Here is a 19,949-nt window from a genome sequence, read left to right as displayed (position 1 = left end):
GCGGTCTCGCGGGTTGTGTGGAGTCAGGTCAACAGGGCTCGCCGCCGTCGATGCAACAGACGAGGCAGGCCAATGGCCAAGGCAAAGCCAATGGCGGGTAGTGCCAATTGAGCCAGGGCATAGATAGCGGTCAGCCGGCGGTCGCCGCCGGACGCCAGAGAAACCGCCTCCGTGGTCAGCGTGGTCAGTCTGCCCGCGCCCAACAGCAAGGTCGGCAGGTACTGGCCGATGCTGACGGCCAGACCCACCGCCATGGCGGTCGCCATCGGCGCGAGCAGCAGGGGCAAGCGTACCCTCAGGAAGATGCTGGCGTGGCTCTTGCCAAGGCTGGCAGCGACCTGGCTCCAGCGGGGATCCAGGCGGCGGTAGCTCTCGGCCAGGGACAGAAACACATATGGCAATACGAACAGGCTGTGGCCGACCACGACCAGGACAAATCCTGGCATCAGAAACAGCTGAGCCTGGAGCTGAACGAGGCCGTAGAGAAAGGCCACGGGCGGTACCAGCAGTGGCAGGTAGAGCACCAGGGTGGCGCCCTTGCCCATGCTGCGCTGATGCAGGGATTCGCTTTCGAGGCAGCCAACGACCAGTATCGTCGACAGTAGGGTTGCAGCCACTGCCAGGGCCAGCGTAGTACCTGCAGCGGGCAGGAGTCCCGGCAGTGCAGCGCGCCAGTTGGCCAGGGTCAGCGGGGTTGGCCAGCTGGCAGGAAACGGCCAGTAGGCGGCCAGAGACCACAGCACCAGCCCCAGCAAGCTGGCACACAGCAGGCCCGCACTGAGCCAGGTCAGTCCACCGCCAAGCACCACTCCCAAACGCTGGCCAAGGTGGCGCTGACCATCGGTCAAGCAGGGTGTGGCCAGCAGGCGAATAGCGTGCTCGATGCACCACCATATGCCGAGCGCCATCAGCGTGACCGCCAGCTGGGTGAGCGCTGCCGCGGATGCCATGAAACGCATGGAAAGGTCCGGGTCCCCTAGCCAGCGGACAACGCTGACGGCCAGGGGTGGCGGAGTCGAAGGGCCCAGAATCATGGCGACATCGACGTTGGACGAAGCAAAGGCGATCACCGCATAGACCGGCAACCGGATCAATGGATACAGGCTCGGCAAGACGCCCTTGAGAAAAGCGGTGACGGGAGAGTAGCCCAGCGACAGGGCCAGATGGCGGCGGTGATGGGCCTGGCATTGAGGCAACGCCGCCAGGCTCATCAGCAGCAGGAAGGGGACTTCCTTGACCACCAGCCCAGCGATCAGGGCAATGCCGTGAGGATCACCGGGGAACAGGTAGTCCGGCGGTACCTTTTGACCGCTCAGACCGGGCGAAACGAGCCGCATGGCCAGTCCCGATGGGGCGAGCAGAAAGGCCAGGCCAATGGCCGCTGCCGCGTGAGGCACGGCCAGCAGTGGTGATAGCAGGCGCTTGAGCCAGACAAAGGCCGCGCTGTCGGCGAAGGCCCCGAGAAACAGGATGACGATGACCAGCGCCACCGCCGTGCTGATCAAGCCCGTGGAAAGGCTCATCGTGATCATCTCGCCCAGGCCTGGGGTGTGCCACAGCGCGACCCAGGGCGCCAGGCTGAGGCTTTCCCCGCCCAGCGCAGGCAGCCAGCCAAAGGCTGGCGCCGTGACGCCAGCAACGCCCACCATGACCGGCACGACAAGCAGTAACACGGTGAGCAAAGGCGCCCAGCGTGTCAATCTCACAAACCAGGAGTCGGCGGCCAGGATACGCTGGTCAACGCGTGCCATATCGCTCCAGCCAGCCGGCCTCGACGGCTTCCATCCAGCTCGGATGGGGTTCAGGCAAGGTGTTTTGCAGTTCAGTAACGGGCAGGCGCGCAGGCTGGTCATCCATGGGCGTCAGGGCATCCCGCTGGTCGCTGTCCAGACGCTCGAGGTCGAGGACCGTGGGGTCGCCCCACACATCCAGCTGTTGCTTGCGCGCCTGAGCTTCCGGGGACAGCAGGAAGTTGGCGGTGACCATGGCGCCGGCCACATGGCTGGCGTTGAACGGAATCGTCACGAAATGAACGTTGCCAATGGTGCCCCCTTCCAGCACGTAGCTGCGGATCGAAGGGGGCAGCTGGTAGGAGCTGACCGCCGCCGCGGGTTCCGCCGGGTTGAAGGTGAAAGCCAGTGACAGCTCGCCATCACCCATCAGGCTGCGCATGGCAGGCCCGGAGGCGGGGAAGTCACGTCCCTGACGCCACAGCTGCGGGTGCAAGGCATCGAGATAGTCCCACAGTGGCGTCATGACCGCCTCGGCATCAACCTCGCTGGCTGGGCGGGAGAGCACGGCGGGATCGTCGACCAATGCGAGAAGCGCCTGCTTGAGGAACGTGGAACCATGGAAATCCGGGACCAGCGGATAGGTGAAGCGGCCTGGATGTTGATGACTCCATTGCAGCAGTGCATCAAGAGACTGCGGGGGGGAGTCGACACGGTCACTGTCGTAGTAGAACGTCAGTTGTGCTTTTCCCCAAGGCGACTCGTAGCCGTCAGTCGGCACGGTGAAATCCGTGGTCATTTCGGGATTCGCGTCGGGGGAGGTCAGCGCAAAGTTGGGCAGGCGCTGGGCAAAGGGGCCCAGCAGTAGCCCATTTTCCTTCATGGCAGAAAAGTTCTCGCCATTGATCCAGATGAGGTCAATGGCTCCCTGGTCGACGTTGCCTGCGGACTTTTCCGCCAACACGCGGGATACGGCGGCGGCAGTGTCCTCCAGCTTGACGTGCACCAGCTCCACGTCGTATCGCTGATCGAGTTGACCTGCCACCCAATCGAGATAGCCATTGACGTTGGGATCGCCTCCCCAGGCGTTGAAGTAGACGGTCTGACCCTCAGCCTGCTGCTCGACGTCGCTCCAGTCTTGCTGGAGCAGCGGGTGGGGTGGCGGTGAGCTCTGGGCAAGAGTGCCTGGTGCTTGAGTCTCTTGGGCCAGAGTGGCCTGGACCGGAGCCAGCGCCAGCATGGTGACGGCGAGTCGACGGACAACGGCGGATAGGGGTGTGCGTGACGCAAAGCGGGTCATGATCGCATCCTTGTGCAATGAGCAGGCGAAAATGCTGGAGTCGAGTCAGCCCGCATCGGCCAGCTCCGCCAGCTCGTCGGTGACTCGTTGGATGATGGGGGCGGACAGGTAGTGATCCACGCGGTCGGCCACGTGATCGACCAGCGCGGCTTGGCTGAGCTGAGCGGACCAGTCTTCACCGCGATGGCGACGATCTATCTGCTGATGCTGCTGCGCGCGCCACTTGGCACACCAGGTCAGTGACCACAGCCACATGGCATGGCGACAGGCCATCAGGTTGCGCCAATGCGTGTCGCGCCCGCTTTCGGTCATGCGCGCCCGCCAGCGCTGGTAGAGCGCCACCAGATCTTCTATGAACAGCACCGCGCGACTGTGCAGGTCCCAGGTGGTAGAGGTATACAGACTCATGTGCGCGAGGTCGAATCCGGGCAGTGAGTAGCGGCATTTTTCCAGATCCACCAGCACTGCCCGGCCCTCTGGCGTGATCAGGAAATTGCCGGGGTGGGCGTCGAAGCTGATGAGGCTCACGGCGGCATTGGCGACGGGGAGTTGCGAGGGCAGCTGTGACAGAGCCTTTTCGATCAGCGGCAGGCTGTGGCGGCTCAGGTTGGCGTCGGGCAGGTGCCGGGCTTGGGCCCGCACATCATCGAGCATATCCCGCCAGGGGTCGGCAGGTGATAGCAACGGTGATCGTTGCTCAAGGGCAGGCAGCGGCAGGCTGTGCAAGCTGGCCAGGGCGGTGGTCATGGCGGGCAGGTCGCTGGGTAACCTGGCCGAACGGCCGTCAATGGCTTCCACTACCAGGCCACCCCTGGGCAACAGCTCGTCGCAGGGTAGCCAGTCGTTGAGTCTTGGGGTATGGCCACTGGCTTGCGCCCGGGTGAAGCAGGCCACCTGGTAGTTGAGGTTGCTGGCGGCATCCAGACCCAGCTGACTCTGCTTGGGCAGTCGTGCCAGCCAGGCGCCGTCTTCGCTGCCGTGGGGCAGCCGAACGTGCCAATGTGCCAGACCGGTATCGGCTAGCGGTTGCAGCAGTGAGTCCGTGCATGCAGGGGGCTGGGGCAGGGGCCAACCGTGCCTCGACAAGCTCTGCTTGAGCGCAGCCAGGGGAGGGCCATCACGCTCGCTAGGCTTGGGCGGAGCACACTTTTCCATGTCGCGTTCCTTGGACGTTTTGTCATAAGTCGAACCACCTGCTCGATCCTTACAGGTTTTTTTCGCCGCTGGCCAATGGGCGATGCCGTGCAGGTCAGGCCTTGCAGCGTGCCTGGCGTCGCCTTGCGGGTGTGCTTCTGGTAGACTGCGCCACTTCCCGTCAGACACGATCAGCGAGCGCCAGGCACCATGCCTAGAGCGCTGCTTCCTCGTGGAGAAGCGGCTGGCGCAGGCTGACCGCGGCCTCATTTCACACTCATCCCCTGGACCGCCTCATGATGCGATCGATCACACAAGACTGGTTCTCCAATATTCGGGGCGACGTGCTGTCCGGCATCGTCGTCGCGCTGGCGCTGATTCCCGAAGCCATCGCCTTTTCCATCATCGCTGGCGTCGATCCCAAGATCGGCCTGTATGCTTCCTTCTCCATGGCCGTCATCATTGCCTTTGCCGGCGGTCGGCCGGGCATGATTTCCGCGGCGACCGGCGCGATGGCGCTGCTGATGGTGACCCTGGTGAAAGAGCATGGCCTGCAATATCTGCTGGCGGCCACTCTGCTGACCGGGGTACTGCAGATCGTGGCGGGCTACCTGCGACTGGCTGACTTGATGCGCTTTGTGTCGCGCTCTGTGGTCACCGGCTTCGTCAACGCCCTGGCCATTCTCATCTTCATGGCGCAACTGCCCGAGCTGACCAACGTCACCTGGCATGTCTACGCGATGACGGCAGCGGGGCTCGGCATCATTTACCTGTTTCCTTACGTTCCGCGCATCGGCAAGCTGCTGCCGTCTCCGCTGGTATGCATTCTGGTACTGACCGCCGTGTATCTGCTCAGCGGCATGGATATCCGCACGGTCGGCGACATGGGCGAGTTACCGGATACCTTGCCGGTGTTCCTGTGGCCAGACGTACCGCTGAACCTGGAGACCCTGGGCATCATCTTCCCCTACGCGATCATGCTGACCGTGGTGGGCCTGCTCGAGTCGATGATGACCGCCACCATCGTCGATGATTTGACCGACACCCCCAGCGACAAGAATCGTGAGTGCAAGGGCCAGGGCATGGCAAACATCGGCACAGGCCTGTTGGGTGGCATGGCAGGCTGCGCGATGATCGGCCAGTCGGTCATCAACATCAAGTCAGGCGGTCGCGGTCGCCTGTCGACCTTTCTGGCAGGCATCTTCCTGCTGCTGATGGTGGTGTTCCTGTCCGACTGGGTGTCGCGTATCCCCATGGCCGCCCTGGTCGCTGTCATGATCATGGTGTCCATCGGTACCTTCAGCTGGAGTTCTCTGCGCGACCTCAAGAAACACCCCATGTCGACCAATGTTGTCATGATCGCGACAGTGGCCGTGGTGGTGTGGACCCACAACCTGGCCATTGGGGTCTTCGTAGGGGTGTTGATCGCTGCGCTCAACTTCGCCAACAAGGTGGGCAACTTCCTCTACGTTGCCAGTGAGGAACTCGAAGGTGACGAGCGTCAGGGGCGCCGTTACCGGGTCATTGGACAGGTCTTCTTCGCCTCTTCCCAGCGCTTCTCCGCTGCCTTCGACTTCAAGGAAAGTGTCGAGAAAGTGGTGATTGATCTATCTCGCGCTCACTTCTGGGATATCACGGCGGTGCAGGCATTGGATATGGTGGTCATCAAGTTCCGTCGTGAGGGCACCGAGGTGGAGTTGATCGGTCTCAATGAAGCCAGCGCGACCATCGTTGATCGCTATGCCATCCACGATAATCCCGCAGCGGTGGAAAAGCTGATGGGCGGACACTGATCACGGTGACAGGTGCTGCACGATAGGTGGAGCACCGAGACACAAGGACGTGTGGCATGAGAGAGTGACGAGACGGGTCGCGCTGCCACGCGGCATCATGCAAGGACATCGGGGCGCCTCGCCGTCTTTCGGGGCCCTTTATCCATCAACGCCAGGCAGGATGAGAATCATGACAGAACAGGTGATGGCTGCCATCGATGGGTCGCAGTTTGCCGAAAGCGTGTGCGACGTAGCCGCCTGGGCCAGTCAGGCCCTGGGTGCGCCGCTGACCTTCCTTCATGTGGTGGACAATCACCCCCAGACAGCAGAGGCAGACCTGTCTGGAAATCTGGGGTTGGGTGCCCGCGAACACCTGCTGGAAGAGTTGGCGAGCCTGGACGAGCGGCGTGCCAAGGTTGCCCAGGAGCATGGCCGGCTGATGCTGAAGGCGGCCAAGGATCGCGTCATGGCGGCCGGCATCTCCGAGCCAAACTGTCGCCAGCGTAATGGCACCCTGGTCGAGACAGTGCTCGAGCTCGAGAATGACATTCGTCTGCTGGTGATTGGCAAGCGCGGCGAGAGCGCCCAACAGGCCAGCGAACACCTTGGGTCGAACCTGGAGCGGGTAGTTCGCGGACTGCACCGGCCGATCCTGATGGTGCCTGAGTCGTTCAGCGTGCCCAAGCGAGTGATGATCGCCTTCGACGGCAGCAACACCACCCGCAAGGGGGTTGAGTTGCTGGCGCGTAGCCCGCTGTTCAATGGCATTGACTGCCATGTGGTGATGGTGGGAGCCGATACCGGCGACCATCGCAGCCAGCTGGAGTGGGCCTTGACGACCCTGCGAGAGGCCGGTCATGTGGCCGAAGGTGGCATCTACGCGGGCGACGTTGAAGAGGCCCTGTGCGACTACCAGCAGCAACATGCTATCGACATGGTGGTGATGGGTGCCTACGGCCACTCGCGTATTCGGCACCTGCTGGTGGGCAGCACCACGACCAGCGTACTAAGGCGCACCACCCTGCCGGTGCTATTGCTGCGCTAGGCCGCTACGTATCTAGAGAAGTTCCCAGAAGGAAGCCGGGAGCGGTCTTGTGGTTGAAGGCTGCTCCCGTCGTTCGTCTTGCCGTCTCCCTCCGTTCTGTCTCCTTCCAGCCTGTCTCCTGCCGCCCCGTCTTTTTGGCATCAGTGCCTGACACTACGGCTGCCCGCTTTCTGGCCGCTTGCACAATTGTCGGCACAGCAGCGTATCCAGCGAGAGTCGTCCCGCCCCGCGTAGCACCAGGGTGGCCAGACTGGCAGCCCATAGCCCGTGAGTGACCCAGGCTTCTGGGTAGACGAAGGTCTGGATGACCAGCGTCATGATCAGCAGTCCCGTGGCCGCAAGCCGCGTAGCAAGTCCCGCCCATAGCAGCAGCGACAGGGAAAACTCTGCCAGTGTCGCCAGATAGGCGGCCAGCACGGGAGAGATCAGTGGCAGCGCGTATTCGTGCTCGAACAGGAAGAACGTGCTGTCGGCAAGGCCAACGCCGTCCACCTTGGTCAAGGCGGACTGAAAGAAGACGGTGCCGACAACCAGTCGCATGAGGACCAAAACAAGATCCAGCGAACGATGGTCCAGCCATCGCGAGGCCTGTCCGTAGGTGGTCAGCAGGTTGGTATGAATGCTCATGGCGATCCTCATTGGCGGTCGAGAAAGACGCTGTCAGCGACACCTGAACGTCGGCTGGCTCAGACGGGTGGCGGTGTTTCACCGGCGTTGCGTGACGCTTCCTTGGGTGGTAGAGCCTCAGCGGTTTTATGAAGAGCCGCAGCGGTTTTATGAAGAGCCTCAGCGGTTTTATGAAAAGCCTCAACGGGTTGATGAAACGCCTCGGCGGGCTTGCATAGCGCCCCCTGACCCACCAGTGTGCCGAGGGCACGCCCCAGCAGGTCGTCCAGTGAGTCGCTGGCACGTAGCCCCCCGGCCAGCTCCTGCTCCATCTCGCCGAGGGCCTGAGCCAGTGACGTCGTCCCATCAAGCCGCCGGTGGAGGTTTGCGGTCACGTAATCGATGGGGGTCATCTGGACGCGTTGGCCGTGGCGCACCAGCAGCCAATGTTTGGGTCCCTGTGACCCTAGCGGAGCGCTGCCTTCTCCTCTTTCCAGGGCCTGCCACAGCCCTTCCACATCGTGCTCGCAAGAGACGCACCGACTGGCGGGCAAGGCCTGTACCAGACAGCTGTCGCTGTCGAGACAGGCGCCCAGTTCACAGGCTTCCAGTGGGATACTGTCGGCGGCATGGCTGACCCTGAGTCGGGCATGCTCAAGACCCGCGATATCGGCAACGAAGCGATAGCGCGACACGTCAGGCGACTGCCTGAGCGCAGTAACGAAGTCACCGCCGTAGTGGGCCAGACGAGGGTCCCTGGGTGGATGACGGGCGACGAAGCGTGAGGCCTCTCCGACGAAGCAGCGCTCTCCCAGCAGGGTCAGTGTGTGGGGAAAGGTGTCCTTGAGCGCCTCGATCAGACTCGAGCGAATGTTATTGCGATAGACATCGAGGCCTGGGGTATCGGCTATCGGCGAGGAAGGGCGGTGGGGTTGGCGCACAGCGTCGATGAAGTGGCGCTGCCAGTCCTGTAGGCGGCTCATGGCAAGGCTCCGCTAGCGGGTAAAGGCCTCGCCTGTTGCGAGGGTAGAGCATCCTGGGCGCTGGCATGATGGCGTCGTGCCAGGGCCACTTCTTCCAGCCAACGAGATAGCGGTGGCACTCTGTTGTCCCATTCCACCAGGGTGGGAAGTTCCGGGCGCAGGCGGGCCACCTGCCGATAACGTTGCCATACCGGATCTGCCACCGGGCTGCCGTGGTCGTCGATATAGAGGTCGCTGGTGCCGTCCTGGGTATGGCCGGCCAGGTGCCATTCACCTACCGCGTGCCAGGGCACTTCCTGCAGATAGCTGTCCAGGTCACGATTCAGGTTGGCGGCGCTGATAAAGGCATTGTTGACGTCGAACAACAGCCCGCAGCCAGTCGCCTCCACCAGGGCCTGCAGAAACTGTGTCTCGCTCATGGTCTGATCCAGCCTGACATACAGACTCGGATTCTCTACCAGCAGCTGGCGCCCCAGGCTGTCCTGGGTGCGTGCCACGTTGTCGCACATCACCCTGAGAGACTCCTGGTTCAGAGGCACGGGCAGTAGATCGTTGTAACTGTGCCCATCCAGGCGGCTCCAGGCCAGGTGCTCGGATACCAGTGCCGGTTTGAGCTGGTCGACCAGCGTCGTCAGGCGCTTGAGGTGCTCCGGATCGATGCCTTCAGCGCTTCCGAGGGATAACCCCACACCATGCACCGATAGCGGATAGCGACGCGACAGCACCGCCAGCTGTTCCTGTACCGGGCCTCCCGCATTCATGTAGTTTTCTGCGTGGAGCTCGAGAAAGTCAGGCCCGCTCTCCAGCGCGGCAAGTTCCTGTAGATGCTGAAACTTCAGGCCGATGCCCATGGCAGCCAGTGGCAGCGGCAATCCGGTGGTCGCCGCTGGCGCGCTCGCCTTGGCGGCCAGTGCCGTCGCCCGGGACGACCCTGGCGGCGTCCAGGCCGACGACACCGAGTCTGTGAGCGAGGATGTCTTGGCGGGGGGCGTGGAGGGTGTCGTCATGATGAACTCCGCGTTGGCGGCGTTTGCCGCCTGCATGGCGCCAGCTGTCGACGACGGTCGGCACCTTACGGCGAGCTGAGGTCTTCAGCCACGGGGCTTCTGGCCTCAAGCGGAAGAAGTCCGCGGGGTCATGTCCGCCTGGCCCCGCGGTGGTCGAAGGTCTGACTCGACGTCAGGGGCGTTCGACTTCGCTCAGGCTGCCATTGCCGTGGGGGGTCTCGATGCCGGTACAGGTCCCCTCGGGAACCAGCGTCCAGGCATTGCCCTGGTAGTCGACGGTAGAGGTGCCCGCACAGGTGGTTCCTGGGCCTGCCTTGCAGTCGTTTTCGCCTGCCAGTGAGATGCCGTAGCACTTTTCCATGTCGCCGTCGGCGGCCTGGGCGGTAGCGATCACTCCTGCTTGTGCCATGGCGGTCGACAGCACTGCTGCCATCATGATGGAACGCTTCATTGGTAAACCCTCATGTTTTAGACAAGGTGACAGCCGGGCTGTCATCACTCAGTCGTCCTCATGAGAGAGACCTGACACTGTTGTGCTGCCAAAAACGCCCGATCGGGCTATCTCGCGCAGGCGAAAGTTGGCTATATTGAACGCCGGCCCAAGGCAGCCGGCGAGACTACCGGGAAGACCTCGGATGAAACATCTTCCTTGTTGCTAATTTACAGTCGATATCACTTTTTTGGAGAGCGCGATGAGCATTCAGCGTCATGACACCAAGACCCGCATGAGCCGTGGTGTCATTCATCAGGGAGTGGCCTACCTGTGTGGCCAGGTAGCCGGCCCCGAAGCGCGTGAGGGCGATATCACCGCCCAGACCACCAGCATGCTCGAGCGCGTGGACGAGCTGCTGGCCGAAGTCGGCAGTGATCGCGAGCACCTGCTGACCGCGACCATCTACCTGAAAGAAGGCGAGGATTTCGCGGCCATGAATGCGGTCTGGGACGCCTGGATACCGGAAGGTCACGCTCCGGCTCGCACCTGCGTCTGTGCGCCGATGCCGGCGGGCGAGTTGAAGGTCGAGATTACCGTGACCGCTGCCATCAAGGGGTGAGCCATCCTGCGGTGAACGGCTGAGCTCGACACTGGTTCAGCCCGTTGTGCAGCAGGTCGTGAGCCACGACGCCGACCCTTGGGTCGGCGTCGTCGTTTCCAGCATGAGGTCAGCGCAGGCAGGGATCGTCGATGGGCGGCTCGCAGGGACGCAGACGCCTCGCCAGGGCGTCGACCAGGATATTGAGCAGTGCCGTCACCACCAGCAGGGCGAAGGCCACGTCGAACATCAGCATCTGGAAGGCATCGTCGATGATGTCACCCAGGGTGGCCACCCCGAGCATGCCCAGCAGCGCGCTCTCCCGCAGAATCACTTCGGCCCGGTAGTAGACCAGGGCCAGCATGCCTGGGTAGACCCGGGGCAGTAGCTCGTAGGCCAGCCGTCCTGATGCCGGCAGCCCTGCCATGCCGGGCTCGATGGCATGGGCGTGGCGGCTGACCAGAAAGGCAATCAATGCGCCATTGTGCAGTGCCAGTGCCAGCCAGGCGGGCAGCAACGACGGACCCAGCAGCAGCAAAAAGATGAAGGCCAGCATCAGCTCTGGGGTAGAGCGCAGCAGGATCAGAATGCCCCGTCCTGCGCCCCGTGTCAGCGGGTTGCCGAAGTGACGTGAAGCCAGCGGCCACAGCGCCAGTGCGATCAGCAGAGCGCCCACCGTGCCGAGCAAGCCCAGCAGCAGGGTATTGGCGACCGCTGTCACCAGGGCAGGCAAGCCCATCAGCCAGTCGACAAGGCCGCTGATATCGCCCGTCAGCAGGGCACGAGGCCAGATATCCTGGCTGACGAAGCGCCACAGCAGCCCTCCATCGATCTCCGGCCACGGTCCCAGCAGGGTGACACTGGCGATACCCAGCGGCAGCAGCAGGCGGCGATGGGCCCACCAGGGCAAGGTGGCGATCAAGGCGTAGAACAGCCACAGCAGGGCCCCTGCCTCGTGATACCGGCCTTCGCGAAAGGCACTCTCTAGCTGATAGCCAAGCGTCGGCAAGCCGACGAAGCCCAGTAGAACACTGGCACGCAGCGCGCACTCGAAGCGGTAGCGGGTATAGGCGGCCAACTGGGCGAATGCCAGCGGCAGTTCGGTATAGGCCAGCCTGGCCAGCCGGCTTGTGCCCTCCGGCAGGGCCTCCTGGGCGGCCCGCGGGGTCTGCTCCAGAATCTCCGCGTAGACCTTGGCGAAGATGCCGGCATAGGGGATCGCCAGTGCCGCCAGGGCGGTCAGCGCCGACAGGCCAAACACCTGCAGGAACAGCAGGGCCCAGAACAACTCATGTACCGCGCGCACACCCGCCGAGGCAGCGCGCACCCAGCGCGAGCGCGAGTAGACCAATGCCAGTGGCAAGCCGAGCACGACACCGCTCAAGGTTCCCCAGAACGCCACCGCGACGGTCAGGCCGATGGCCTGGAGCGGCGTTTCGATGGCACCGAGATCCGGCAGCGCCAGGCCCAGCGCCATGCGTCCCAGCTCCGCCCAGGGGTCACGGCTGAGAATCTCGAGGTCCGCCAGCGGAATGGCGATCAGTGCCAGCGCGATCAGCCACAGGCTATGCCGGGCCAGCCGAGCGCCGATGCCGTCGCCGGCCAGCAGACCGGGACGGGAGTCACCGCTGGCCATCATGGGATCGCTGACTCACTGGTGATGGCGGACGCGTCAGGCGCAGCCGTCGCACTGGGATACAGTGCGTCCAGGTCGGCAAGGCTCAGGTTATGGCTGGGGGCATCCAGCACAAGTCGCCCGTCAGCCAAGCCCCAGACCCGGTCAAAGTGGCTCAGGGCCAGTTCCCGCTGGTGCAGCGCCATGACCGTCGTGGTGTGCTGGGCGTCAATCCGGTCCAGCAGGGACATGGCTTGATGAGGGTCGACGCTGGCGACGGGCTCGTCACCAATGAACACCGGCCGCTGCTGGTAGAGGGCCCGGGCGATGGCCACGCGCTGGCGCTGGCCGCCGGAAAGGCGGCCCACCGGTCGTCGGGCGAGTCCGTCGAGGCCTAGCGCTTGGCACAGCGCGGTGATGTCCTTCCAGCAGCTGGCCAGTGGCCGCACCAGGTTCCACAGGTTCGCCAGCGCCGAGTGGTGCTCCAGTCGTCCCATATAGACGTTGTGGTAGACCGAGAGCTGGGGCACCAGACCATGGTGTTGTGGACACCAGGCAGCGTGCGCTCCCAGACGCTGACGCAAGGTGGCCAGCAGGGTGGACTTGCCGGCGCCGCTCTCCCCGAGCAGCGCCACTCGTTGGCCTGGCTCCAATCGCAGCCGGACATCCCTTAACACGATCTGCTGTCCGTGACCGAGATCCTCGCCGTCAAGGCTCAGGCCAGTGAAGTCCACTGCCTCGGACATCGAGGCAGTGTCTTTGGGGCCTTGTGACATCAGCGCAGCAGGCCGAGGTTCTCGGCGACGCTCTCGATGGGGGCGTACATGTCGTTGTCGGCAGGAATAAAGCCTGAGCGCGGGAAACTCTCGAGCAGCTCAGGATCATCCATGCTCAGCAGTGCCTGGCGCACTCTGTCGGTGAAGCCTGCGCCAAACGTCTCATCGGCGTCGCCGCGCAGGGTCCACTGGTAGTCCGGGTAGCTGGGTGTGGACCAGATCACGTCGACCTTGTCCGTATCCACGTCGCCGTTGGCCAGCGCCGCGTCCCAGACCTTGAAGTTGACCGCACCGATGTCGTAGGTGCCAGCTTCTACCAGCGCAATCGTGCGCGAATGGTCACCGGAGAAGCCTACCCGGGTAAACAGCTCTTCCGGGGCGGCATCAAAGCGCTCGCGCAGGTAGTGCTCGGGCATCAGGCGGCCTGACGTGGACGTCTTGGCGCCGAAGGTGAAGGTCTTGCCTTCGATGCTGTCCGGGAGCGTATCAGCGGGTTCCAGGCCGGTGCTGGCGTGGGCCAGAAAATAGGTTTCGAAGGCCGCGTCTTCGACGCCCTGGGCCAGGGCCTGGGAGCCAGGTACCAGGCGTCGTGCCTGTACCCCGGAAAGTCCGCCGAACCAGGCCAGCTGCACCTGATCGTTGCGGAAGGCCGTGACGGCGGCGCCGTAGGACTTGACGGGCACATACTCCACGTCCACCTCAAGGGTGTCGGAGAGATAGTCGGCTACCTTGGAAAAACGCTCAACCAGGCGCGACTCGTCTTCGTCGGGAATGGCGGTAAAGCGGAAGGTGTCCGCGGCGGCGACGGAGGGCAGGCCAATCAGGCCGGCGGTGGCGATAGCCAGCAACGACGTCAGCGAAGCAAGTGAGCGCATGGGGCAGCCTTTGAGCAATGAGGTGCATGGTCAGCCATCGCGAGGGCATTCCCGCGGGGCAGGGCGCCTATTGTTGTGCCAATACCCCTTTGAGGCAAGCTGCATGCCGCGACAGCGGCTCGACTCAGTCGTCCACGCTGTAGCGAGTGCTGCGCAGACTGTCCTTGATCTTCTTGAGGTGGTGAAGGAAGTCCTCGCCGCGTCGCAGTGTGACCCCGGTGGCGAGGACGTCGATCAGGGCGAGCTGCACCATCCTCGACGTCATGGGCATGTAATGATCGGTGTCTTCCGGGGCGCTGACCGTCAGGGTTTCGGTGCACTGACGAGCCAGGGGAGAATCCGGGGCGGTGATGCCCAGCACCACGGCACCATGTTCCCGCGCGATGGCGGCGATATCGACCAGTTCTCGCGTTCGTCCCGTGTAGGACAGTACCACCACGACGTCCCCGGTGTGGCAGGCCGAGGCCACCATACGCTGCATCAGCACATCGACGTAGGCGCTGACCGGGAGGTTGAAGCGGAAGAACTTGTGCTGAGCATCCTGGGCGACGGCCCCGGAGGCGCCAAGGCCGAAGAAATGGATTTGCTTGGCCTGGATCAGATAGTCGACCATGCGGTCGATACGTTCGGGCGAGACCTCGCGGCTGGCGAGATCGAGTGCGGCGATGGTGGCACCGAAAATCTTGCCGGTGTAGGCCTCGGCGCTGTCATCGGGTTCCACTGCCTGGCTGACATAGGGGGTGCCCCCTGCCAGACTCTGGGCCAGCTGAATCTTGAAGTCCGGGTAGCCCTTGGCGTCGAAGTTGCGACAGAAGCGATTGACGGTAGGCTCGCTGACCGATGCGGCTTGAGCCAAACTGGCGATACTCATGCCGGTCGCGGCGGCAGGGTCGGCCAGAATGACATCGGCGACCTTGCGTTCGGAGCGATTCAGCTCGTCCAGGCGGGCGCGGATGCGTTCGATAAGATCGTGGCGAACCATGGTCGGCAGTGGCTCCGTAGCGGCGTGGGTGAATGGGACGGTGGGGTGAAGGGGTAGCCAGGGCGACTCCCTCAGGGGATGTGGTGATTTAACTACACAATGCCAGCTATCCTAGCTGTCTCGCCGACGACATCCAATCCACATTCGATGTCCCCGCAATGTACACCGAATGTATAAGCGCAGCGAGCTCAAATTTTGTGTAAGTTTACAAAATATTGTGTGTACTCGCCGCGGAATTTCGACTATTTTTTTGTAAACTTAGATATCCCTGCGGCGAGTCACTCAGCCATTAGATGCCTTGGCCCCGCCCGTCAGGAGTCTACCAGCACACGAGGACGGTTATGACACGACACTCCCGCTCCAGTGACGCCGAGCGCACCGACATTGATCTGGCGCTGTTTGGCGCCTTGGGCGACCTGTCTCGCCGCAAGCTGTTTCCCGCGCTCTACCAGCTCGATCGTGAAGGTCTGCTGCATCCGGATACCCGGCTGCTGGGACTGGCACGCCAGGATATCGATCTCGACGCCTTCCGGGAGCGCATCCATGCGTCGCTCAAGGAGTACGTCAAGGCCAGCGAGCTGGATGACAAGGTGGTGTCGCGCTTCCTGGACCGCCTGTCCTTCTTGACCGTCGACTTCACCACGGTGGAGGGCTACACGGCGATTGCCGACTGGCGCAAGCAGCAGGCCCAGCAGCGCCCGCTGGTGGTCTATCTTGCCGTGGGTGCCAGCCTGTACGGAGATATCTGTCGACATCTCGAGGCCAGTGGCAGCCTGGATGACGAGAGCCGCGTGGTGGTGGAAAAGCCCATCGGCTACGACCTGGAGTCCTCCTGTGAGGTCAATGATGCGGTGGGAGCGGTATTCCCGGAGTCGCGCATCTACCGAATCGATCACTACCTCGGCAAGGAGACCGTGCAGAACCTGATTGCACTGCGCTTTGCCAACCCGTTGTTCGGTACCCAGTGGAACCAGAACCATATTTCTCACGTCGAGATTACCGTGGCCGAGAAGGTCGGGATCGAAGGGCGCTGGGGCTATTTCGACCAGGCCGGACAGCTCCGCGACATGGTCCAGAACCACCTGCTGCAGCTGGTCTGCCTGATCGCCATGGACCCGCCAGCCAACCTGGACGCGGATGCCATTCGCGACGAGAAGGTCAAGGTACTCAAGGCATTGAAGCCGTTTACCGATGACATGATTGGTCGCGACGTGGTGCGGGGCCAGTACACGGCGGGCACCAGCAACGGCCAGGGTGTGCCGGGGTATCTCGAGGAAGAGGGCGCCAATACCCAAAGCTACACCGAGACCTTCGTGGCCATGAAGACCGAAGTGGCCAACTGGCGCTGGGCGGGCGTGCCCTTCTATCTGCGCACCGGGAAGCGCATGCCGGAGAAGCTGTCGCAGATCGTGATCCACTTCCGTCAGCAGCCGCACTACATCTTTGACCCGGATCAGCGCGCGATCGCCGCCAACAAGCTGATCATCCGGCTGCAGCCCGAGGAAGGCATTCGCCTGGAGGTGCTGACCAAGGACAGCGGCCTCGACAAGGGCATGCGCTTGCGCCGGGGGCCCCTGCATCTGGATTTCAACAGCGCCTTCCCCAAGGCCCGTATTCCGGATGCTTACGAGCGGCTGTTGCTCGAGGTGATGAAGGGGCAGCAGTACCTGTTCGTGCGGCGTGACGAAGTCGAGCATGCCTGGCGCTGGTGCGACGAGCTGATCGCCACCTGGGAAGACCGCAATGAACCGCCGCGTCGCTATCCTGCGGGCTCCTGGGGGCCGGTGGCCTCGATCGCCATGATCACCCAGGATGGTCGCAGCTGGTACGAGGACTACTGATATGAGTGCACAAGGTTCCGAGTTGTCGCCGCGCGAGCAACTGGCCCATCAGCTGGCCGAAAGTGTGGCGGCGGCGTTGCGTGAAGACCTGGCGGTGCAGCAGCGGGCTCTGCTGGTGGTCTCCGGGGGCTCGACTCCGGTGCCCTTCTTTCATGCGCTGTCGCGACAGTCGCTGGAGTGGCAACGAGTGGACGTGACGCTGGCTGATGAACGTTGGGTCGCAGCTGATGCAGATGACGCCAATGCCCGTCTGGTGCGTGAACATCTGCTGGTCAATCACGCTCAAAGCGCCAACTTCGTGCCGCTGACGACAGACCATGCCACCCCGGAGCAGGGCGCTGAAGAGGTGGCCGAGCGGCTGGCCGGTCTGTCCTGGCCGGCGTCGGTGGTCATCCTCGGCATGGGCGGTGATGGGCACACCGCGTCGCTGTTCCCCGATAGCCGCGAGCTGGACCTGGCCCTGAGCACCGATGCGCTGACCGTGGCGGTGCGCACCCCCAGTCAGCCTCAGGCTCGCATCACCCTCAGTGCCGAGCGACTGCACCATGCACGTCGCCACGTGCTGCATCTTACCGGCGACGACAAGCGTTCGGTGCTGGCCTCCGCCATGGCCGGAGACGACGTGCGGGAACTGCCCATCCGCGCCTTCCTGAGCTGCCCGCTGGCCGTCTACTGGGCACCCTGAATTCTGGAGTCACTCATGACCATTGAAAAACAGCTTCCCTCCACTCGTACCACTGAACTGGACAGCATCTGCCTCAAGGCAGAGGTCATTCCCGTCATCGTCATCGACCGCATCGAGGATGCTGTGCCGATGGGGCGTGCGTTGGTGGAAGGTGGTCTCAGCGTGCTGGAAGTCACCCTGCGCACGGATTGCGCCATCGAGGCCATCGCGCGCCTCAAGAAGGCACTGCCTCAGGCCAGCATCGCCGCCGGAACGGTGTTGACCCCGGCCCAGTATCGTCAGGTCGAGCAGGCCGGTGCGGATTTTGTGGTCACCCCCGGCGCCACGGATGCACTGTATCGCTATGGCGTGGAAAGCCCGGTGCCCATGCTGCCCGGTGTCGCCACCATCTCCGAGCTGATGACCGGCTGGCAGTATGGCTACCGTCGTTTCAAGTTCTTTCCGGCGGAGGCCAGCGGAGGCGTCAAGGCGCTCAAGGCCTTCGGTGGCCCGATCGGCGAAGCGCGCTTCTGTCCTACCGGCGGCATCAATCTGGGCAATGCCTCCGAGTATCTGGCACTGCCGAATGTGATGTGCGTTGGCGGTTCCTGGCTGACGCCGAAGTCGCTGGTCGATGCCGGTGACTGGGATGCCATTCGCGCCCTGGCCAAGGAAGCCGCTGACCGCTTCCACCACTGAGCTCTCTGCACTGGATGATGATCCATGTGCTCTCTCTCGACAGCTGGTGCTGTCCTTGATCCGGCCTCTGGCCGGATTTTTTTTGCTTCGTCGTGAGCTCGTCCACACAATGTCGCTATAGCCACGGATATGGCTTCGGATATCGTCCCGGCATGGCAAGATGCAGGGCATTCTCAACGCGGCGGAGGCGGCGACATGAAGGTGCTGTTACTGGGAGCGACGGGACTGGTGGGGCAGGAGGTGCTGAGCAGGCTGCTGGATCATCCGCAGGTCAGTGCCGTGGTGGCGCCGGTGCGTAGACCGCTGCAGCGCGAGCACTCCTGCCTGACGAGTCCTGTCGTGGACTTTGCCCAGCTCGAACAAGGCGGTGAACGGTGGCACGTCGACGCCGTCATCTGCGCCCTGGGTACCACCCTCAAGGCGGCAGGATCTCGCGACGCCTTTCGCTGGGTCGATCTGGAACTACCGCTGTGGTTCGCCCGCCAGGCGCGAGCTGGAGGGGCCCAGCGTTTCTCTCTGAATTCGGCGTTGGGCGCCAGCCCCCACTCACGCTTCTTCTATTCCCGGGTCAAGGGTGAGCTGGAAGACGCGCTAGGGGGACTCGACTTCAATAGCCTGACGATAGTGCGGCCTGGCTTGATCGATGGCCAGCGCCTCGAGGTACGTCGCGGCGAGCGCCTGGGCCTGGCCGCGTCGCGTCTGCTGCGGCCGCTGCTGCCCAGGCAGTGGCGCCCGAGTCCGGTATCAAGGATTGCCCAGGCGCTGGTCGACGGTGCCGTCCTGGCCCCGGCTGGGCGTCACCTTGTCGAGGCCAGGGATCTGGCCTGAGCAAACACTGCATCTGCATCCATGCGCTGACGTGACACTACGCTGCGCGCATGGAACATCAGGCGACGGCCCCGGAGTCGGGCAGTCACCGTAGCGGATCGCTTCAGTCGATCACATCTTCTCGCCGGGGCAGCGCCGAGTACGCACCGGGACGCGTCACGGCATGGGCGCCGCAGCGACATGCCAGGGTCAGGGCGCGCTCAAGAAAGGCGCCGTCCTGGGCCCAGTCGGGCTGCTGCCAGTCGTGGTCGGCAAGGGCCGCCAGCAGGCCGCCGATAAAGGCATCGCCGCCAGCGGTGGTGTCAACCGCCGTCACCGCTGGCGGTGTCATGTGAGTCACGCCGCGAATCGTATGGGCTGCCACCGAGCCGGGACCATCAGTGATCACGATCAGACGTGCTCCGGCCGCCAGTCGTTCGGCCAACCAGTCTTCCCGGGGGTGATCGCCACGCAGGGCGTCGAGTTCGTCGGTCGACAGCTTGATCAGGTCCGCCTGGTCCAGCAGGCGGGTGACCAGGCCGATGTCGATCTGATGATCTGGCCACAGATTATGGCGCAGGTTGGCGTCCACACTGACCAGGCAGCCTGCTCGCGCGGCCATCTCGGTGATGGCCAGCGAGGTCTCGGCGATGTCCTCATCCGTCAGGCTGTTGCTGCAGAGGTGCACGATGGCGGGCTCTGCAAAGACGCCCTGGGGCAGGTGTTCCGTGCGGTAGAGCAGGTCAGCGGCAGGCGGCCGATAGAAGTCGAAGGTGCGCTCACCCTGGTCATCACGTGAGACGAAGGCCAGGGCGGTGCGGGCCTCTTTCGTGCGCGCAACGCCGCTGATATCGACACCGTGGTGCTGAAGCTCGGCAGCGATGAAGTCACCGAAGTGGTCGTCTCCCAGCATGCCCAGAAAACGACTGGTGAGACCCAGGCGGGCGCAGGCCACCGAGACGTTGGCCGGTGCGCCACCGGCGTAGGGCGTGAAGGTCTCTGGACCTTGCGTGCTGCTGCCCAGCCGGCTGGACAGCATATCCACGAGCGCTTCTCCGAAGGCGATCACAGGGGTCATGGGA

At 63.5% G+C, this 19,949-nt stretch carries 19 protein-coding genes; 7 read left to right on the top strand and 12 right to left on the bottom strand.

Going from position 1 to position 19,949, the window contains the following annotated elements:
* Nucleotides 1–23: 23 nt before the first annotated feature.
* From JF545_RS08390 to JF545_RS08380, 3 genes are read right to left on the bottom strand one after another with little or no spacing between them, the layout of a single operon-like run.
* Nucleotides 24–1,751, bottom strand: coding sequence for an ABC transporter permease (locus JF545_RS08390; protein WP_206941268.1), 1,728 nt, complete (start codon nucleotides 1,749–1,751; stop codon nucleotides 24–26).
* Entirely contained in the window at nucleotides 1,738–3,030 is a 1,293-nt protein-coding gene (locus JF545_RS08385; RefSeq protein WP_242520751.1) for an ABC transporter substrate-binding protein, read from the bottom strand. Before JF545_RS08385 ends, JF545_RS08390 begins: the two co-directional genes overlap by 14 nt.
* A gap of 45 nt (nucleotides 3,031–3,075) precedes the next feature.
* Entirely contained in the window at nucleotides 3,076–4,185 is a 1,110-nt protein-coding gene (locus tag JF545_RS08380; protein WP_206941267.1) for an aminoglycoside phosphotransferase family protein, read from the bottom strand.
* A 275-nt stretch (nucleotides 4,186–4,460) separates the two neighbouring features.
* Here JF545_RS08380 and JF545_RS08375 point away from each other — a divergent pair, with 275 nt between their 5' ends.
* Complete coding sequence (locus JF545_RS08375) at nucleotides 4,461–5,957, top strand: SulP family inorganic anion transporter (RefSeq protein ID WP_206941266.1); 1,497 nt, start codon at nucleotides 4,461–4,463, stop codon at nucleotides 5,955–5,957.
* Nucleotides 5,958–6,126: 169 nt separating this feature from the next.
* A complete protein-coding gene (locus JF545_RS08370) occupies nucleotides 6,127–6,981 on the top strand; it encodes a universal stress protein (protein ID WP_206941265.1) in 855 nt (284 codons plus the stop codon).
* 153 nt (nucleotides 6,982–7,134) lie between these two features.
* Here the strand turns inward: JF545_RS08370 and JF545_RS08365 are convergent, their stop codons facing one another.
* From JF545_RS08365 to JF545_RS08350, 4 genes are all read right to left on the bottom strand, one after another.
* A complete protein-coding gene (locus tag JF545_RS08365) occupies nucleotides 7,135–7,608 on the bottom strand; it encodes a DoxX family protein (protein ID WP_206941263.1) in 474 nt (157 codons plus the stop codon).
* 59 nt (nucleotides 7,609–7,667) lie between these two features.
* A complete protein-coding gene (locus tag JF545_RS08360) occupies nucleotides 7,668–8,570 on the bottom strand; it encodes an HvfC/BufC family peptide modification chaperone (RefSeq protein ID WP_206941261.1) in 903 nt (300 codons plus the stop codon).
* The gene (gene bufB / locus JF545_RS08355) at nucleotides 8,567–9,577 is read right to left on the bottom strand and encodes an MNIO family bufferin maturase (protein WP_242520750.1); all 1,011 of its coding nucleotides are present in this window, start codon (nucleotides 9,575–9,577) and stop codon (nucleotides 8,567–8,569) included. The genes JF545_RS08360 and bufB overlap by 4 nt, the downstream gene beginning before the upstream one ends.
* Nucleotides 9,578–9,749: 172 nt before the next feature.
* Nucleotides 9,750–10,028 (bottom strand): BufA1 family periplasmic bufferin-type metallophore, encoded by a 279-nt coding sequence (locus JF545_RS08350; protein WP_206941259.1) that lies wholly within the window; start codon nucleotides 10,026–10,028, stop codon nucleotides 9,750–9,752.
* Between the two features lie 241 nt (nucleotides 10,029–10,269).
* On the opposite strand from JF545_RS08350, the gene JF545_RS08345 reads away from it, so the two are divergent.
* On the top strand, nucleotides 10,270–10,629 hold the full coding sequence (locus JF545_RS08345) for a RidA family protein (protein ID WP_206941257.1): 360 nt from the start codon (nucleotides 10,270–10,272) through the stop codon (nucleotides 10,627–10,629).
* A gap of 109 nt (nucleotides 10,630–10,738) precedes the next feature.
* Here the strand turns inward: JF545_RS08345 and JF545_RS08340 are convergent, their stop codons facing one another.
* From JF545_RS08340 to JF545_RS08325, 4 genes are all read right to left on the bottom strand, one after another.
* Nucleotides 10,739–12,247, bottom strand: coding sequence for a PhnE/PtxC family ABC transporter permease (locus tag JF545_RS08340; protein WP_242520749.1), 1,509 nt, complete (start codon nucleotides 12,245–12,247; stop codon nucleotides 10,739–10,741).
* Complete coding sequence (locus tag JF545_RS08335) at nucleotides 12,244–12,969, bottom strand: ATP-binding cassette domain-containing protein (protein ID WP_206941255.1); 726 nt, start codon at nucleotides 12,967–12,969, stop codon at nucleotides 12,244–12,246. Before JF545_RS08335 ends, JF545_RS08340 begins: the two co-directional genes overlap by 4 nt.
* Nucleotides 12,970–12,998: 29 nt before the next feature.
* Entirely contained in the window at nucleotides 12,999–13,874 is an 876-nt protein-coding gene (locus JF545_RS08330) for a putative selenate ABC transporter substrate-binding protein (protein ID WP_206941253.1), read from the bottom strand.
* Nucleotides 13,875–13,998: 124 nt separating this feature from the next.
* Nucleotides 13,999–14,856, bottom strand: coding sequence for a MurR/RpiR family transcriptional regulator (locus JF545_RS08325; RefSeq protein WP_206941251.1), 858 nt, complete (start codon nucleotides 14,854–14,856; stop codon nucleotides 13,999–14,001).
* Between the two features lie 341 nt (nucleotides 14,857–15,197).
* On the opposite strand from JF545_RS08325, the gene zwf reads away from it, so the two are divergent.
* From zwf to JF545_RS08305, 4 genes are all read left to right on the top strand, one after another.
* The gene (gene zwf, locus JF545_RS08320; RefSeq protein ID WP_206941249.1) at nucleotides 15,198–16,697 is read left to right on the top strand and encodes a glucose-6-phosphate dehydrogenase; all 1,500 of its coding nucleotides are present in this window, start codon (nucleotides 15,198–15,200) and stop codon (nucleotides 16,695–16,697) included.
* Nucleotide 16,698: 1 nt separating this feature from the next.
* A complete protein-coding gene (pgl, locus tag JF545_RS08315) occupies nucleotides 16,699–17,382 on the top strand; it encodes a 6-phosphogluconolactonase (protein WP_206941247.1) in 684 nt (227 codons plus the stop codon).
* Between the two features lie 15 nt (nucleotides 17,383–17,397).
* The gene (locus JF545_RS08310; RefSeq protein ID WP_206941245.1) at nucleotides 17,398–18,060 is read left to right on the top strand and encodes a bifunctional 4-hydroxy-2-oxoglutarate aldolase/2-dehydro-3-deoxy-phosphogluconate aldolase; all 663 of its coding nucleotides are present in this window, start codon (nucleotides 17,398–17,400) and stop codon (nucleotides 18,058–18,060) included.
* Nucleotides 18,061–18,255: 195 nt separating this feature from the next.
* Nucleotides 18,256–18,888 (top strand): oxidoreductase, encoded by a 633-nt coding sequence (locus JF545_RS08305; RefSeq protein WP_206941243.1) that lies wholly within the window; start codon nucleotides 18,256–18,258, stop codon nucleotides 18,886–18,888.
* Between the two features lie 103 nt (nucleotides 18,889–18,991).
* On the opposite strand, the gene JF545_RS08300 is transcribed toward JF545_RS08305, so the two are convergent.
* Nucleotides 18,992–19,945 carry a carbohydrate kinase family protein gene (locus tag JF545_RS08300; protein ID WP_206941241.1) on the bottom strand — a complete coding sequence of 318 codons (954 nt, stop codon included), beginning with the start codon at nucleotides 19,943–19,945 and terminating at the stop codon, nucleotides 18,992–18,994.
* Nucleotides 19,946–19,949 lie beyond the last annotated feature (4 nt).

This window comes from Halomonas litopenaei (genome assembly GCF_017303055.1).
Taxonomy (GTDB): domain Bacteria; phylum Pseudomonadota; class Gammaproteobacteria; order Pseudomonadales; family Halomonadaceae; genus Halomonas; species Halomonas litopenaei_A.
This window is presented reverse-complemented; position numbering and strand designations above follow the sequence as displayed.

Bases quoted from the DNA above. Each gene is read 5' to 3' on its own strand.
- bufB (WP_242520750.1), bottom strand. From the start codon at position 9,577: ATGACGACACCCTCCACGCCCCCCGCCAAGACATCCTCGCTCACAGAC.
- JF545_RS08390 (WP_206941268.1), bottom strand. From the start codon at position 1,751: ATGGCACGCGTTGACCAGCGTATCCTGGCCGCCGACTCCTGGTTTGTG.
- zwf (WP_206941249.1), top strand. From the start codon at position 15,198: ATGACACGACACTCCCGCTCCAGTGACGCCGAGCGCACCGACATTGAT.
- JF545_RS08300 (WP_206941241.1), bottom strand. From the start codon at position 19,945: ATGACCCCTGTGATCGCCTTCGGAGAAGCGCTCGTGGATATGCTGTCC.
- JF545_RS08360 (WP_206941261.1), bottom strand. From the start codon at position 8,570: ATGAGCCGCCTACAGGACTGGCAGCGCCACTTCATCGACGCTGTGCGC.
- JF545_RS08350 (WP_206941259.1), bottom strand. From the start codon at position 10,028: ATGAAGCGTTCCATCATGATGGCAGCAGTGCTGTCGACCGCCATGGCA.
- pgl (WP_206941247.1), top strand. From the start codon at position 16,699: ATGAGTGCACAAGGTTCCGAGTTGTCGCCGCGCGAGCAACTGGCCCAT.
- JF545_RS08375 (WP_206941266.1), top strand. From the start codon at position 4,461: ATGATGCGATCGATCACACAAGACTGGTTCTCCAATATTCGGGGCGAC.
- JF545_RS08335 (WP_206941255.1), bottom strand. From the start codon at position 12,969: ATGTCCGAGGCAGTGGACTTCACTGGCCTGAGCCTTGACGGCGAGGAT.
- JF545_RS08380 (WP_206941267.1), bottom strand. From the start codon at position 4,185: ATGGAAAAGTGTGCTCCGCCCAAGCCTAGCGAGCGTGATGGCCCTCCC.
- JF545_RS08340 (WP_242520749.1), bottom strand. From the start codon at position 12,247: ATGATGGCCAGCGGTGACTCCCGTCCCGGTCTGCTGGCCGGCGACGGC.
- JF545_RS08385 (WP_242520751.1), bottom strand. From the start codon at position 3,030: ATGACCCGCTTTGCGTCACGCACACCCCTATCCGCCGTTGTCCGTCGA.
- JF545_RS08330 (WP_206941253.1), bottom strand. From the start codon at position 13,874: ATGCGCTCACTTGCTTCGCTGACGTCGTTGCTGGCTATCGCCACCGCC.
- JF545_RS08365 (WP_206941263.1), bottom strand. From the start codon at position 7,608: ATGAGCATTCATACCAACCTGCTGACCACCTACGGACAGGCCTCGCGA.
- JF545_RS08325 (WP_206941251.1), bottom strand. From the start codon at position 14,856: ATGGTTCGCCACGATCTTATCGAACGCATCCGCGCCCGCCTGGACGAG.
- JF545_RS08370 (WP_206941265.1), top strand. From the start codon at position 6,127: ATGACAGAACAGGTGATGGCTGCCATCGATGGGTCGCAGTTTGCCGAA.
- JF545_RS08305 (WP_206941243.1), top strand. From the start codon at position 18,256: ATGAAGGTGCTGTTACTGGGAGCGACGGGACTGGTGGGGCAGGAGGTG.
- JF545_RS08345 (WP_206941257.1), top strand. From the start codon at position 10,270: ATGAGCATTCAGCGTCATGACACCAAGACCCGCATGAGCCGTGGTGTC.
- JF545_RS08310 (WP_206941245.1), top strand. From the start codon at position 17,398: ATGACCATTGAAAAACAGCTTCCCTCCACTCGTACCACTGAACTGGAC.